This window comes from Streptomyces sp. NPDC093094 (genome assembly GCF_044754345.1).
GTDB lineage: Bacteria > Actinomycetota > Actinomycetes > Streptomycetales > Streptomycetaceae > Streptomyces.
Genome location: NZ_JBIVOX010000008.1, coordinates 213,303 through 226,778 on the forward strand (window position 1 = coordinate 213,303; position 13,476 = coordinate 226,778).

General features: G+C 69.7%; 13 protein-coding genes. 8 read left to right on the plus strand and 5 right to left on the minus strand.

From position 1 onward, the window contains the following. Positions 1 to 864: 864 nt before the first annotated feature. Positions 865 to 1,782, minus strand: coding sequence for an NHL repeat-containing protein (locus ACIQGV_RS19100; protein WP_402496195.1), 918 nt, complete (start codon positions 1,780 to 1,782; stop codon positions 865 to 867). Positions 1,783 to 2,334: 552 nt separating this feature from the next. Continuing rightward, positions 2,335 to 2,601, minus strand: a complete 267-nt coding sequence (locus ACIQGV_RS19105; protein ID WP_402496196.1) for a response regulator transcription factor — start codon at positions 2,599 to 2,601, stop codon at positions 2,335 to 2,337. Between the two features lie 114 nt (positions 2,602 to 2,715). On the opposite strand from ACIQGV_RS19105, the gene ACIQGV_RS19110 reads away from it, so the two are divergent. From ACIQGV_RS19110 to ACIQGV_RS19120, 3 genes are all read left to right on the plus strand, one after another. Beyond that, the gene (locus ACIQGV_RS19110; protein ID WP_402496197.1) at positions 2,716 to 2,874 is read left to right on the plus strand and encodes a hypothetical protein; all 159 of its coding nucleotides are present in this window, start codon (positions 2,716 to 2,718) and stop codon (positions 2,872 to 2,874) included. Positions 2,875 to 3,124: 250 nt separating this feature from the next. Next, positions 3,125 to 4,534 (plus strand): hypothetical protein, encoded by a 1,410-nt coding sequence (locus tag ACIQGV_RS19115; protein WP_402496198.1) that lies wholly within the window; start codon positions 3,125 to 3,127, stop codon positions 4,532 to 4,534. Between the two features lie 141 nt (positions 4,535 to 4,675). Further along, complete coding sequence (locus ACIQGV_RS19120) at positions 4,676 to 5,065, plus strand: potassium channel family protein (RefSeq protein ID WP_402496390.1); 390 nt, start codon at positions 4,676 to 4,678, stop codon at positions 5,063 to 5,065. Between the two features lie 130 nt (positions 5,066 to 5,195). On the opposite strand, the gene ACIQGV_RS19125 is transcribed toward ACIQGV_RS19120, so the two are convergent. Together ACIQGV_RS19125 and ACIQGV_RS19130 are read right to left on the minus strand one after the other, a co-directional pair. Then, complete coding sequence (locus tag ACIQGV_RS19125; RefSeq protein ID WP_402496199.1) at positions 5,196 to 5,357, minus strand: hypothetical protein; 162 nt, start codon at positions 5,355 to 5,357, stop codon at positions 5,196 to 5,198. A 496-nt stretch (positions 5,358 to 5,853) separates the two neighbouring features. After that, on the minus strand, positions 5,854 to 6,951 hold the full coding sequence (locus tag ACIQGV_RS19130; RefSeq protein WP_402496200.1) for an FUSC family protein: 1,098 nt from the start codon (positions 6,949 to 6,951) through the stop codon (positions 5,854 to 5,856). 863 nt (positions 6,952 to 7,814) lie between these two features. On the opposite strand from ACIQGV_RS19130, the gene ACIQGV_RS19135 reads away from it, so the two are divergent. Beyond that, positions 7,815 to 8,387 (plus strand): hypothetical protein, encoded by a 573-nt coding sequence (locus ACIQGV_RS19135; protein ID WP_402496201.1) that lies wholly within the window; start codon positions 7,815 to 7,817, stop codon positions 8,385 to 8,387. Between the two features lie 77 nt (positions 8,388 to 8,464). Here ACIQGV_RS19135 and ACIQGV_RS19140 read toward each other — a convergent pair whose 3' ends face one another. Beyond that, positions 8,465 to 9,277, minus strand: coding sequence for an SMI1/KNR4 family protein (locus tag ACIQGV_RS19140; RefSeq protein WP_402496202.1), 813 nt, complete (start codon positions 9,275 to 9,277; stop codon positions 8,465 to 8,467). 227 nt (positions 9,278 to 9,504) lie between these two features. Here ACIQGV_RS19140 and thpR point away from each other — a divergent pair, with 227 nt between their 5' ends. The 4 genes from thpR (at position 9,505) to ACIQGV_RS19160 (ending at position 13,433) form a co-directional block, all read left to right on the plus strand. Then, complete coding sequence (thpR, locus tag ACIQGV_RS19145) at positions 9,505 to 10,089, plus strand: RNA 2',3'-cyclic phosphodiesterase (protein ID WP_402496203.1); 585 nt, start codon at positions 9,505 to 9,507, stop codon at positions 10,087 to 10,089. 444 nt (positions 10,090 to 10,533) lie between these two features. After that, positions 10,534 to 11,088, plus strand: coding sequence for a hypothetical protein (locus ACIQGV_RS19150; RefSeq protein ID WP_402496204.1), 555 nt, complete (start codon positions 10,534 to 10,536; stop codon positions 11,086 to 11,088). Positions 11,089 to 11,847: 759 nt separating this feature from the next. Then, the gene (locus ACIQGV_RS19155) at positions 11,848 to 12,948 is read left to right on the plus strand and encodes a serine hydrolase domain-containing protein (RefSeq protein WP_402496205.1); all 1,101 of its coding nucleotides are present in this window, start codon (positions 11,848 to 11,850) and stop codon (positions 12,946 to 12,948) included. A gap of 77 nt (positions 12,949 to 13,025) precedes the next feature. Beyond that, a complete protein-coding gene (locus ACIQGV_RS19160; protein ID WP_402496206.1) occupies positions 13,026 to 13,433 on the plus strand; it encodes a DUF6336 family protein in 408 nt (135 codons plus the stop codon). Positions 13,434 to 13,476 lie beyond the last annotated feature (43 nt).

Genomic DNA, 13,476 nt, shown 5'->3' on the forward strand with positions numbered 1-13,476 from the left:
CGTGGTGCTGTCCCCGCCGAGACAGCGTGTGGGTCCGAGCGAGCGGTCAGGCAGGGTGGAACTCGCTCCGGAAGCATGACAGTTCCGCCAACGGCTCTTGTCGGGCATCGCGATGCAGCAGACTCGTCCTCACGGCTTTCGCGCTGGACGTGCGCGTTCCTTGGCCAGGGCTGATGCGTTCTCGGCTGGTGAGATGAGTTGATCGCCCGTGCCGGCGCCGCTGTGCCTGGGTTCGCCCGGTTCAGCAACGAGAGACGCGACCCCCGATGATCAAGGTTGTCGAAAGTCGATCGGGTGAGGATCCGCTAGGGTCTGACGGGTCGGGACTCGGCAACTGTTCCGCAGCACACGGGGCAAGGGGAGATGTGACTGAAGACCGGGCAGGGGGAGATGTGACTGAAGACCCAGAGCGTCGGCAGAGGTCCGAACGGGCATCGGCCATCGGATGTGTGACGGGGTTCGCAATTCTGGTGGCAGCGGTCGCATGGACGATGATCTTTGGTCGCTAGCGTGTGTTCGGTGAACTCGCTTTGATCTAAACCTGATGCCGGAGGTGGCCCTTTCGCCCCACCCGTGGCATTCCCCAAGCCAGGGGCGATGCGTTCTGCGGCGCCGACGCAGGCGATCCACTCATCTCACCAGCCGAGAACGCATCAGCCCTGGTTCCTCGGCCGGAGCACATGTTCGGACGAAGGCCGCTTCCGCGTACGCCGGTTACCGAACCCAGTGAGCAAGTTCGACGTGCCATTCGACCTCTGAATGCGCATGACGGCGCTCGGCGAGGCCAGACGCCCAAGAGACCGCCCGCAGTGGATACCAGCCTCTTCCGGGGTGAGCTGCAGCTCCATGGCCGCCTGCCCATCGCTAATGGGCGGCAAGGTCGATCGCTGATACGGTGCCGTCGCCGCTGTTGGCGACGTAAACGCGATCACTGTGGGGCTCAAAGGCCGTTCCTGCAGCTTGAGAGCCGACCGGGATCCTGGCGACCACGGTGCCGGACCCGAAATCGATCAATCTCACCAAGCCGTCGGAATGGGTGACGTAGACGTCACCGCGGGAGTCAACCGCTAGACCATTGGGCCCTGCGCCGACGTCGATGTCGACGATGCCACCGGTGGAGATATCGATCGCGGACACCGTGTTGAAGCCGGAGTTGGCGACATAGGAACGGCGTTTCTGGGCATCGATCACAATACTGGTGGGCTGCTGTCGGACTTGGGCGGTCGAAACAACCGCCCTGGTCACAGGGTCGATCACCGAAACCCTGTTGAAGTCGGGTTGCGTGACGTAGACGTGGTGACTCACCGAATCAACTGCCACTCCAAGGGGACCAGGGATATTGATGAAGTCGGGGGCGACGGGCGGCAGGTCTCCGCCGATGCCGATTATCGACACCCTGTCACCACTGCGGTTGGTCACGTAGGCGCGACCCATAATATGATCGATCGCCACCCTCACCGCGTTGAGCGGCGGGCCGGGAGGGCCTCCGATGTTGATGGTGGCAATGACGGCGTTGAACCTGTCGATCACTGACACGGTATTGTTGCCGCCATTGGCGACGTAGACGCCGAATTGCGGATCGGTTGCCACGCTCTCCGGCCGGAATCCGACACCGATGGTGGCGCTTACCGTGTTGGTCGAAGAATCGATCAACGACACCGTGTTGGATCCGCTGTTGGTGACGAAGACATGGTTATGGACATCGACCGCCACACCGACCGGCCCAGCCCCGACCGGGATGGTGGCTACGACACATGACTGTTCGGTGTTGGACGTTCTCATCACCGTTCAACCTTTGCGACTGAGGCGAAATATTCCTCTTGGGTCCGCCCGCCGACCCGATGGCCGATCCGAATGCCGGTGAAATCAGCGACATGCGCATGGGCGAAGCGCCGGCCAACTGTCCACGTCTCGAAATATGAGATCGCGTCACCAAACCTCTCCTCTCGGCCGGATCTGATCCTTCCGCAGACGGTTGCGCCACCCATTGAATCGGGTGTTGCAGTCCGGATCGAAATTGAAAACCTTGAGTCGCGTGCGGACCGGCAAATCCTCTGGGCGACGCCGAACGGCCCCCATTCCACGGAAAACCATTGAAGAACGAGCTTCGGCATTGAATGTGAAATCGCCATTCACCTTTTCCGGGCATTGACGATCCAGTTGCACGCGAGGGGCTACCCATGGGTAGTTGATTGCGTCACTCATATGGGCGGCTACATCACGCCTGTATCCAGTGGACACCCGTACGGAGCTCATCGCAAGGTCATGTCCGCCGGGTGGTGACCGGCCTGGCAAGGATCCGCTTCACCGTCCGGAAGACATCAGCGCGATGTGTCAGTCGGCGGGCGGCTCAGGGATGAGACCGAGGGTGCGGGCCTTGTTGACTGCCGTGACTCGGTCGTGCACGCGGAGCTTCTTGCAGAGGTTCTCCTTGTGCTTGACGACGGTCTTCTCTGCAATCCGGAGCCTGCTGCCGATGGCGTAAGCGGTCAGACCTTCGCTCAAAAGGCCCAGGACCGCCATTTCCCGCGAGGTGATCCCGTACTCCGAAAGATCGCCGAGTCTCGGAATACGAAGCACCACGTCTTCGTGGGCGGACACCGTGTCGAGCAGTGAGCGTTTTCAGTGTGGTCACTGAACCTCTTTCACCCTCCCGCGCAGGATGAAAGAGGTTCACTGACGCGCACCCCCTGACAGGGCCTGTGCCGGCAACTCATGCACAAGGGAGCGGTCACTGTTCCCCGCCTCGAGGACAGCGACGGAACCTGCCTGTACCTGGTGGTCGACGGCCGCCTCCGGCTCGTCGCGCACGCCCCCGGCATCACGGCACCCGACGGACGCGAGCGGCTGGACCGCCCCCTGCCGTTCCCCTGATCCGACGCTCGAGCGAGCCGAGGCGCCGTCGCCACCGCCGCGCACCTGCGGTCAGGCCGTCCGTCGATCGCAGGCGCCGCACGCCTCGCCAACACCCGCGCGCGGACCGACACACCGGCACAAGTCGGCCAGGGAACCTGTGACAGACCCCTTCGAAGTGAACGAGGGCATCCGGTGAAGACGCCGTGACAGGATGTCGACGTTTCACCGGACGGCTGGATGTAGTCAACTCAAGGGGAATATAGGGAAGATGAAGATATTTCGGCGGCGCGGAGCCTCTCAGGACCGGGATCGTACCGAGCAGGCGATCCAGGAGTACCGGACGGCCTACGAACGGGGGCTCGCCGCCGAGCAGAGCCAGGGGCCGGCACAGGCGCTGGCCGAGTTCGCGCGGGCGCAGCACGCCCTGGACCGTTTGGACGCCGCCTCCCCGGACCTGCCTGAGGTTCCCCAGGCCAGAGCGGGACTGCTCTACGCCATGGGACGGGCCAGGACTGATGCCGGAGACGTGACCGGTGCAGTCGCAGCCCTGGACCAGGCCGAGGAGCTGTACCAGCGGATGGAGTCGGAGCAGCTCGCCACCCGGAAGGAGGGTGAGCAGCGGGGTGACCGGCAGGAGACGGGTCCGGTCCCCGCGGTCTTGCTGACGGCCGATGTCCGGCTACGAAGGGCCCGGGCCTATGCCGAGTGGGACCGTCCCTTCAGTGCCCTCAGCGATCTGGACATGTCGATCGGTGGGTACATGCGGGCGGGAGCCTTCACTCCCTTCTCGGACCGGTCCGGGGACGCGGCCCGGATCCTCGCGGTCGGGGCGGGGATCCAACTGCGGGTAGGGGACCATGAACTGGCTCTGGAATGCGGCCAGGAGTCCCTCGCCCGATACCAGGAGATGGGCGGGATCGGCCCTGAGGCGATCCCGTACGCGATCGGTTTCGCCGCCCCGGTCGTCTCCATGCTGGAGGCGGCGCGTGGGCAGTGGGACGCGGCGCTGGCCGTGGACGGCGTGATTCTGGAGGCCGCAGAACTCGGCCGGGGCGGGAGTTCCGGGGCTCATGCCCGGATCGGTGTCCACCTGAGAGAGGCCGGGCGGGATGCGGAGGCGGCCGGACATCTGGCCATGGCCGCCCGCGGGTCGCATGATCGGATCGCGGAGATGGAGCGGGAGTTCGGGTCGGTGCTTGCGCCGAGTCTGCGGGAGGCACTGCTGGAAGCGGAGCGGACGGAGTCCACGAGGCTCGCAGGCGGCGTGCGGGCCGGCGCCCTGGATCCGCTGGAGATCCGGACGCTGCGACTTTCCCTCTGCGGCGGGGACGGAGCCAGGTTCTCGGCTACCGGCCGGATGAACGTGGTCAACGCTGTGCCACGTCAGGTCACTTCGCTCGCCCGGATCGGCCACCAGCTGATCGCGTCCGACCGCCTTCCCGCGGCACTGCGCGTACTCTGGGAGGCACTGCTCCTCTGCGATGCCGCCCGCCGCTGGGCCACCTTGAACACCGGCGACTCCACCGCGACCGTGCCGCTGCGCGAGGCCGAGGAGAGCGCCTTGGCCGGAGCGGCCGTTCTCGTCGACATACTGGAACGAGCCGGGGATCCGATGAGCGACGCGCTCACCGCCGACCTGAGCAACGCCAGGGAACGCCTGGGCCTGTCGGCACACTGAGCATTTTCAGCGCTGCCGCTCCAGGTCGCGATCGGTGAAGCCGTGCCCACTGCGGCTCATGATGACGCCCCGGACCTGCCCGGGGCGAGAACTCAGCGGCAGCGCCAGCTGGCGGTCGATGCCGATGGCGGACTTGCCGGCGTGATACGCCTCGCGGGCCTGCGGGCCTGCGGGCCTGCGGGCCTGCGGGCCTGCGGGCCGTCGAGAGTCTGGCCACCAGCATCCCGACTTTCCTGCTGCTGTTCGCCGCCAGCTACGTCGCGCTCGCCGCGCTGTCGCCCGAGAGCTTCGACGAACGAACCGCTGTCCCACAGCGACGCGCTCTACTTCACCGTCACGGTGTTCTCCACCGTCGGATTCGGTGACATCACCGCCAAGACCGAGGCTGCACGGCTGGTGGTCACCGCCCAGATGCTCGCCGACCTGGTGATTCCCGGCCTCGCCGTCAAGGTCGTCGTGGGTGCGGTCCGCCGCGGCCGGCAGCGCAGAGACGACGCGAACCGTACTGAAGCCGGAGGCCACGGCCGATGACGGGCGGGCCCGGCAGGCAGAAGCCGCCGGCCTGCAGGCGGCACCGGAGCAACCGGCACTCCGACCCCGCAGTGGCGTTCGCCGGCCATGCCCGCCCGGACGGCGTCGTGGTCCGGTGGGAATCGCGGCGTCACCGCAAGCACCAGCGGCCCGCCGCCGGGTCGACGTGGTGGGCGCCCGCCGCCCGCGGCTGGCGGATCGCGATACCGGTCGCCATCAGGTAGCTGCCGTTCGCCGTCGGCTCGGTGCCCGGCTGCGCCGAAGTCGTCGGGGCCCGCTGGGACACGGTCACGTGCTTCGCACCGGATCGCTCTTCTTCACCGCGGCGTCGTACCTCTCCTGCCGCGAGGCGGTGGACGCCGCCCCGCCGGCGCTCGACCCCACACGCAGGCGGTTTCTCGTCCACCAGCCACGGCGGGTCGGCCGGCGGGCCACCGCGGTCCAGCTCGTCGGCACCCTGTACTTCAACGTCAGCACCGGCGTCGACGGGAGCAGTCTGTCCGCGACCACCGCCCGCCGGCACGTCTGGCGTCCCGACTCGATCGGTTCGGTGTGCTTCCTCATCGGCTCCGTACCACTGCTCCTGCCTGGGCACACTGGAGGAATACGCGATCAAGGGCATTCCGTCCCGGGTCCCTGGGGAGCGACGACGATGGCCTCGGCTCCGCAGACCGCGAGGGCCGCGCCCTGCCTGTGCTGGGTGCACAGCCCTCGGGCGCGGAGGACACAGGCGCGTCGGCGGGAAGCAGCTCGCTCGTCATACAGCCGCCTCACGGCGCACGCCGCGGTCACAGGCGTCCGGTGTGCCCGGCGGGAGCCGCGGCCCGGGGTGGTCGATCGCTCGTCGCTGTGCGCCTGGCCAGCAGTCCGGCCAGGTACGTCACCACGACGGCGATCCCGACCCCGGCGAAGGTGAAGCCGACCCGCCGCGCCTCCTCGGCCAGATCCGCCGGATGCGGCAGCCCCTCCGCGATCAGCACCGTCGCGGCCACCGCCGCGACGTACCACGTGTAGTTCACCGCGCGGATCGCCCCTGCCGAGCCGCCCAGGACCACGAGGATCACCCCCGTCACGATCTTGTTGTCGATGCCCAGCAGGACCGCCGCCGCCAGCACGGCACCGATCACCGTCCCGGTCAGTCGCTGCGCCGCCACCAGCGTCGACTGCCCCAGGCTCGGCTTCATCGCGACCAGCGCGGCGACCGGCATCCAGTCGGCGTTCGGAACCTCCAGCCCGAACGCGATCGCCACCGCAGCCGCCACGGCGACGGCACGGATCACCGCGTACATGATCACTTTCCGGCTCAGCGGCACCGGCGTGGTGTCGCCCGGGAGCAGTTCCGCGCCGGTCTGCTGCCGCCCGGACCGTCCGCCGGCCAGCCACATGAGCCCGATGTAGCCGATCATCAACGCCGACCCGATCAGCCAGGCCAGGGCCTGCGGCCAGGCACTGGTGTGCACGCCGTCCGCCTGGTACCCGTTCGGCAGCGCGAGCGCGATGAGGAACCAGATGTTCAGCAGCAGCGCGGCGACGAACCGGTGCGTACCGTACGTCACGGTCAGGCCGGCCAGCACGGTGACCACGAACGCGGCCAGCACCACCCACCCCCACGCCTGCGCACCGAGCCAGTAGCCCAGCGCGGTCAGCAACGCCCCGGAAACCGCGATGACGGCCAGTCGTGGCGCGCGGTACGTGTACCTGCCCCCCGGATCGCACAACCCCGTGAACAGCGCCCCCAGCGCCACGCTGACGAAATACTTCTCCTCGCCCAGAGCACCCAGGACGACCAGGGGAAGCAACATCACCAGCAGAATGGAGACGCCCCGCCGCAGATCGAACCCCTGCCGGTCGGCCTTGAAGACTGCCGAGGCATCGAACCCGGCCATCACTGACACCTCCGACCCGGGACCGGTGATCGGCCCGGACCGCCGGCGCCGGCCCGCTGGGGCCGGTCTGCGGTGGAACGAGCCCTCACTACGAGAATCCCCGCCGACGCCCTTGACCGCGACCTCGGCAGGGCGCGGAGGCCGGGGCCGGCCACATCACCTGCGCCGGACCCGTCGTCCTGGTGCCGTGCCCGAGACGGCACACGTCCGCATGCCGAGCCCCCGAGCGGTGGACACACTGATACCGGATCTGCTCGATCCGGAGGAGGCGAGAAGACCGCCGAGGGCGGTGAAGGACTGCTCGGACGAGTTCAGGGCCGAAGCATCGCGGCGCCCACGGCAAAGGGACCGGGCGGCACGGCGGCCCTGTCCTGTGCTGTGGATCGTGCCGGATGAACGGTGGTCACCGATCGAACCGCTGTTGCCCGAGCCGGCGCCGAAGCCGGTGAAGGACCGGCCGCGGGTCCCGGACCGGCAGGCGTCGAGCACGGCTCCGGCCCGGGCGTCTTCCGCCGGGCGGTCGAGCGCGCCATCGCCTGGCTGTACGGCTTCCGGCGCCCGTGCATCCGACGGGGACGGCAGGACGGCACGACGGCATCCACGAGGCGTTCCTCGGCCTCGCCGCCTGCCTCATCACCCGCCGGCACGCCCCACGCCTTTGTCAGGACCTCTCACAACCACCGGTCCAGACCGAAGAGATCGCACCCGGAAGCCTCGGGCAAGGGGGAAACGGCCGGTGTGAAGTAGGGTTTCGCCGGATCGGCCGGGTCCCGGCGGTTCCATGCAGGTCGGCCCGGGTCGTGTACACGTCGTGGGAACGTCCTCCTCGTCACGCTGGACCACACCACATCGAGGATCAGCCTTTGACCCCGTACTCCCTGGCGTTCTACATGGACGTCGTCACCACCGGCACCGTGCTCGGCATGGGCCCCGCGAACTCTCCCGACGACGTCACCGAGGTCCTTGGACCGGACTTCGGTGAGAACGTCTTCAACAACCGCAGCATGTGCCGTGATTACGGCCTCGCGGAGTTCTACTGGGACCGCGCTTCCGCCGACCTTCCCTGGTCGGGCCACCACTTCAGCCTGCAGGTGCACCGGCTCGCGTACCCGAACCGCATCCCCGTCGAGGATGTGCTTCGCGCCCGGTACGGCAGGTTCACTCCCAGGCTTCGGTTCGAAAAGCTGCAACGCCTTCTGGCGCGGCGCGGTGTTCCCCTGCCGGAGATCCCGGAGATCCCGGCGAACGCCCCGTACTTCCGTACTTTCTGGCAGCCCGATTCCCGTGTCGCCGTCTCCGTCATAGGCATGCACGGCAAGTACAGCACGCCGGAAAACCTGCGAGTGGGCGACGTGTACAAAATCCACGCCCCGGTGACCGCCGAGGAAGTGGAGTGGCGAAGGACGCAGGCCGGCGGGGCTCGCATCGGTCATTGACGCGGCGCGGCATCACGTGGCGGCCCGGCTGTCGCACCGGGCCGCGGACGGGAGAGACCGTCCACGGCCCGGTGATGTCAGGCGCGCAACCGCTCCATGGCGTGCCTGACCGTGTCACCGGGCTCGTGGGACCCGGCGCGCACCTCCCCCAGGGCCAGGACCGACCGCACGGTGTGGACCAGATCGACCAGCAGCTCTGCCGTGGACGCCCACAGGTACACGCTCCAGCCGCCCGTCCCGCCCCAGGGGGACAGCAGGAGCAGACGCTGCTCGTCGTGGGGACCGGCGAATCGCCGCTGCTCCTCGCGGTCGGACCTCGTCACCGGACGTACTTCCAGCACCCGTTCCAGGGCCTCGAGCTCGGCTGCGGTGACCCGCTCGGCGGTGGCTTCGAGCATGGAGGCGCCGCGGTGCAGCGCAAAGTCCCACACCCGGGTGTAGACCCACTGGGAGAAGGTGTCCGCGTGCGCCGTCCAGGCATCCGGCTGCACGCCGTCCCAGGAGAGCAGCACGGGCGGGTCCTCCGAGCCGTCCAACTGCACCGCGAGGCAATAGACACCCTGGTTCTCCTGCAGGAAGGGCAGCAGGCCGTGTGCCAGGGGGTCGAACTCGCGCTCTTCCTGTTCCTCCAGGCCCTCCGGCCAGTCCTCGTCGTCGGTCGGCCAGTGGTACACCTCCGGACGGCCCAGGTCATCGACCGGGTACACGTGATCGGCGCGGCGTTCCGGCTCCAGGACCACGGCGGCGTCGGCGAGGGAGTACCAGTGGCGCACTGACCGCGGGAGCGCCTGCCCGTGCTGTGCGGCAAGCGCGTCCAAGCGGGCGACAGCCGCCTCCGAACGATCGGCCCGTGCCCCCGCCAGGGCCAGGGCGGTCGCCATGTAGTCCATGTCCTCAACCGTTCTCGTGCACATGGTGCGCCGTTCGCACCAGCAGATCTGTATCAGGTCCCACTGACAGCCGACTCCCCGGCCCGGCGTCGTGCCATCGACTGCCGGCTCCGCAGCGGCACCGCCGTGGGCGCGGGGCACGAGCAGCCGCCGAGAGGAACGATGCGGCTCAGCACGTGCGGACCCTGATTCGGTCCGGGCTCGCGCGGTGGTGTACGAAGTCCTGTGTGAACGAACAGTCCGATGCCTCCACCGTCCGCGTGTTCATAGCGCTGGCTCCGCCCGACGACGCCAAGGAGGAGCTGGAGCGAGAGCTGCGGCCCGCCTACGAGGCGTACCCGCGGATGCGGTGGAACCGGGTCGAGGACTGGCACATCACCCTGGCGTTCCTCGGCGAACTCCCGGTGGGGGTCGTGCCGCTCCTGCGGCAGCCGCTCGCGGACCTCGCGGCGCGGCACGCCCCCGTGGCACTGGCGCTGCGCGGCGGCGGCCACTTCGACGAGCGGGTGCTGTGGACCGGGATCGACGGGGACCTGACCGGGCTCCACACGCTCGCCGCCGAGATCCGCGGCCTGGTCGAGGAGTGCGGGGTGGCCTTGGAGGAACGCCCTCTGCGGCCGCATCTGACGCTCGCCCGCGCCCGCCGCGACGATCCCTTCAGCGTGCCGCAGGTCGCCACCGGGCTCGCCGCCTTCACCGGCCGCCGCTGGCACGCCGAACGCCTGCACCTGGTGGGCAGCAACTACGGTCGCGGCCCGGGACCGATCCGTTACCGCGACATCGAGGCGTGGCCCTTCACGGGCACACAGTGATCACGTCGGCCGCCGGCCGGTCGTGGTCCGCCCGTGCGCGTCCGGCGCGGGCCGAACCGGTGCGCAGACGGCCGGCCCCGCCCGGGTGCGGAAGCCGCCGTGGGCGGCGTGCCCGCCGGTGACGGCGATGTCGTCCGGGTCGGCGTCCTCCCGGACGGGCGGCAGATCGGAACGACCTCCGAGATCTCGGCCTAGGCGGGACGGACGGCGCCGCGTCGTCGTAACGCCGGGCAGCCGTCAGCTGTCACACGTCACCGGGGCAGCCGTCACCCGTCACACGTCGCCGGGTACGGCCGGAGACCGCGGCCCGGCCTCGCACCCCGGATTCCGTGCAACCGGATGTCCGGGGGCGGCGTCCCCTCCTGTGATCGATTCTGATGCGGACCGCCGGCGTGTCCCCGACGCCGGGCGGCACCGTGGGTGGTACTTGGAGAGGGACTGCGCATGAACCCAGGCCAGCAGGTGGAGTTCCACGCTTCGTGCGGGCACTTGATCTCGGCTCCGGCCGACCGTGCCGGGCAGGCCGTCCGCTGCCCCTATTGCCACCAGGTGGCCACGGTCCCGCCTCCCGATGTTCCGTACGCCTCGCCCGTCCCTGTACCGGCCGGCGCCGCCGAGCCGATCGTGCTGACCGCCCTCTACCTCACCGCGCTGATCGGCGGGATCGTCGGGGCCGGGCTCATCTACCTCGTCATGTTCGACGAGTTCTCGGAGTCCGAGCTGATCACGGTGACACCGCTGTGGTTCTTCCCGGTCGTCTTCGGCCTGTACGGATTCGTCTCCCAGCGGCTGCTTCGCCGTATCGCCACCGGACGCGCTCGATCCCTGAGCGAGGCAGCCCGCTTGACGATCGACCTCGCCGGACACTGGGCGGCCCTGGTGCTCTTCCCGTTCCTGGTACTGAAGTGGCGCAGTTCCCTGCTCGTGTCGCTGGCGGCGGCGGGCTTCTGGGCGGTACTGCTGTGGCTCTTCTTCAACCTGCTCTTCCCCACCCTGTGAGCACCGCCTTCCGGGCGGCTCGAAGGCGTCGCCGCAGCCCGGCAGGAGATCTTCCGGGTTGAACAGCGTCCGCTTGACGTGGCGAAGGGTGTCGTCCGACGGCCCGGAGCGCTGCGTCGATCGAGCATGGCCGCCCCGCAAGCCCTCTGCCGGCATGCGGGGCGGCGGGGTGTGTACCGAGGGGCTTGCCGCGTCGAGGGGAAAGCATGCAGCGAACGCCGGGTCCGGGAGCACCCGAGCCGGCGCACGAGGAGGAGCCCTGGCTGGACAGCCGGGAGGTCGCCGGGCTGCGGCCGGTGCGTGAGGAGCGGCTGCCGGGCGCCGCCGGTCGTGCGGATGTCCGAGTTCGCCGGTACGGCGGGGAGAGCCGGGGCTCACGAGGCGGACACCGCGAACCGCACCCGGGCGAACGACACAGCTGACGCCGGCATGCCTGCCGGTCGGTCCGAGGCGACCCGACCGGTACGCGCACCACGATCGAGGCCGGTGACAAGTCGTGCGCAGGCAGCGGAGCGTCACCGCGAGGTCGGGGCTGCCGGGGAAGGGCCGACGGTTGCCGGTCCTTGCGTCTCCGCACGCTCGGACGCCCGGTCCGGGCCGGCGGACGGTACCTGGGCCCATGTCGCCAAGGGGGCCTGTCTCCACCCCCGATCCGGGTGTCAGCCACAACGACCGTCGGGCGGGGCACGGGCAGGATCTACAGGCGTAGCCGATCGACCGGTCCACCAACGGTGGGCCCACGACCTGGGGGAACGATCCATGGACCGCAAGCGCCTCATCACCTCGACCGTGCTCGCCGCGACCCTCGTCGGAGCGGCCGCTCCCCTGGCAGTGGCCCGGCCAAAGGATCCGGTGCAGCGGCAACTCGACCTGCTCGTGGAGCAGGACGGCGTACCGGGCGCGCTCGCCCACTTCGACGGACGGACGCGTACCGCCGGGGTGGCGGACACCGGCACGGGGCGCGGGATGGTCGGTGCGGAGGGCCGGTTCCGGCTGGCCAGCGACACCAAGGCGTTCACCGCGGTGGCGGTCATGCGTCTGGTGACGGAGGGCCGGATAGGGCTCGACGACCGAGCCGGCCGCTATGTGCCGCAGCTCGCGCACCGAGCCGTCACCGTCCGGCAGTTGCTCAAGCAGACCAGCGGACTGCCCGAGTACGTGACACTCGTCGACTGGACCCGGGCGGGCACGCCGGAGGAGTACCTGGCGCTGTCGCTCGGCCGCACGCCGGACTTCGAGCCGGGCACCGACTGGGGCTACTCCAACACCAACTACCTGGTTCTCGGCATGGTGATCGACAAGGTGACCGGAGTCGGTTTCCGCACCTACGTCGACCGCGTCGTGCTGCGCCCGCTGGGGCTGCGCGACACCTACTGGCCCGCGCGGGGCGAGACGACCCTGCGCGGGCCGCACGCCCGCAACTACGGTGTGAGCCCGGCCGACCCCCAGGCGGGCCGGGTGGACATCACCGAGCTGCCCGGTCACGAGTTCGGCGCGTCCGGCGGGCTCGTCTCCACACCGAAGGACCTCAACGCGTTCTGGGAGGGGCTGTTCGGCGGCCGTCTCCTGCCCGGCTGGGCGGTACGCCTGATGACCCGGGACACCAGCGACGTCGGCGGCCGGGACACCTACCCCGCGGGCAGCCGCTACGGCTACGGCGTCGCCTCCTTCCCGCTCAGCTGCGGCGGCGTGTACTGGGGCCACGGGGGCGACCTGCCCGGCGACTCCGTGGCCGGAGGGCGGGCCGGCGCGGGCCGCGGCACCGTGACCGTCTACACCACGACACGCGCCGCCGAGGGGAGCAGCCTGCGTCACCTCCAGGGCGCCGTCGACGCCGCCCTGTGCGACGCGGCCGCCTGACCGGATCGCGGCGGTCGCCCAGGGGTGAGGGGGCGCCGCCGCCCTGTCCGTCCCGGCCGGGCGGCTATTGTGCCCGCATGGAGCGGGACGACGAGGGCGTGCTGGCGCCGCGGCTGCGGCTGAGCGGCGTGCTGATACGCGGGGCGGCGGCCGGGGCCGTGGGAGCGGTGGTGGCCGCGGTGGCCGCGCTGACGGTGGGCGACCACCAGGACCGCATGGAGTTCCTGGCGGTCGTCGGCGGCCTCTGTCTCATCGGCGGCGGTTTCTTCCTGGCCGTCGGGCTGTACTTCTGGACGGCGTGCGCCGGCGACATCAGGCGGCTGCGGGACTGGCACACGGTCTCCGGGCAGCACGACGCGGCCACCGTCGTCACCCCGGTCTGGATCCGGCTCGGCGCCCTGGGCCTGGTCGTCGCGCCCGCCGCGATCGGCCTGTACCACCTCGTGGACGGCGCCGCGTACGGCAGTTGGCTGTACAGCCGCTGAGCCCGGAACGGGCCGGGAAAGGAACGGTCCTGAAGGGGTCGCC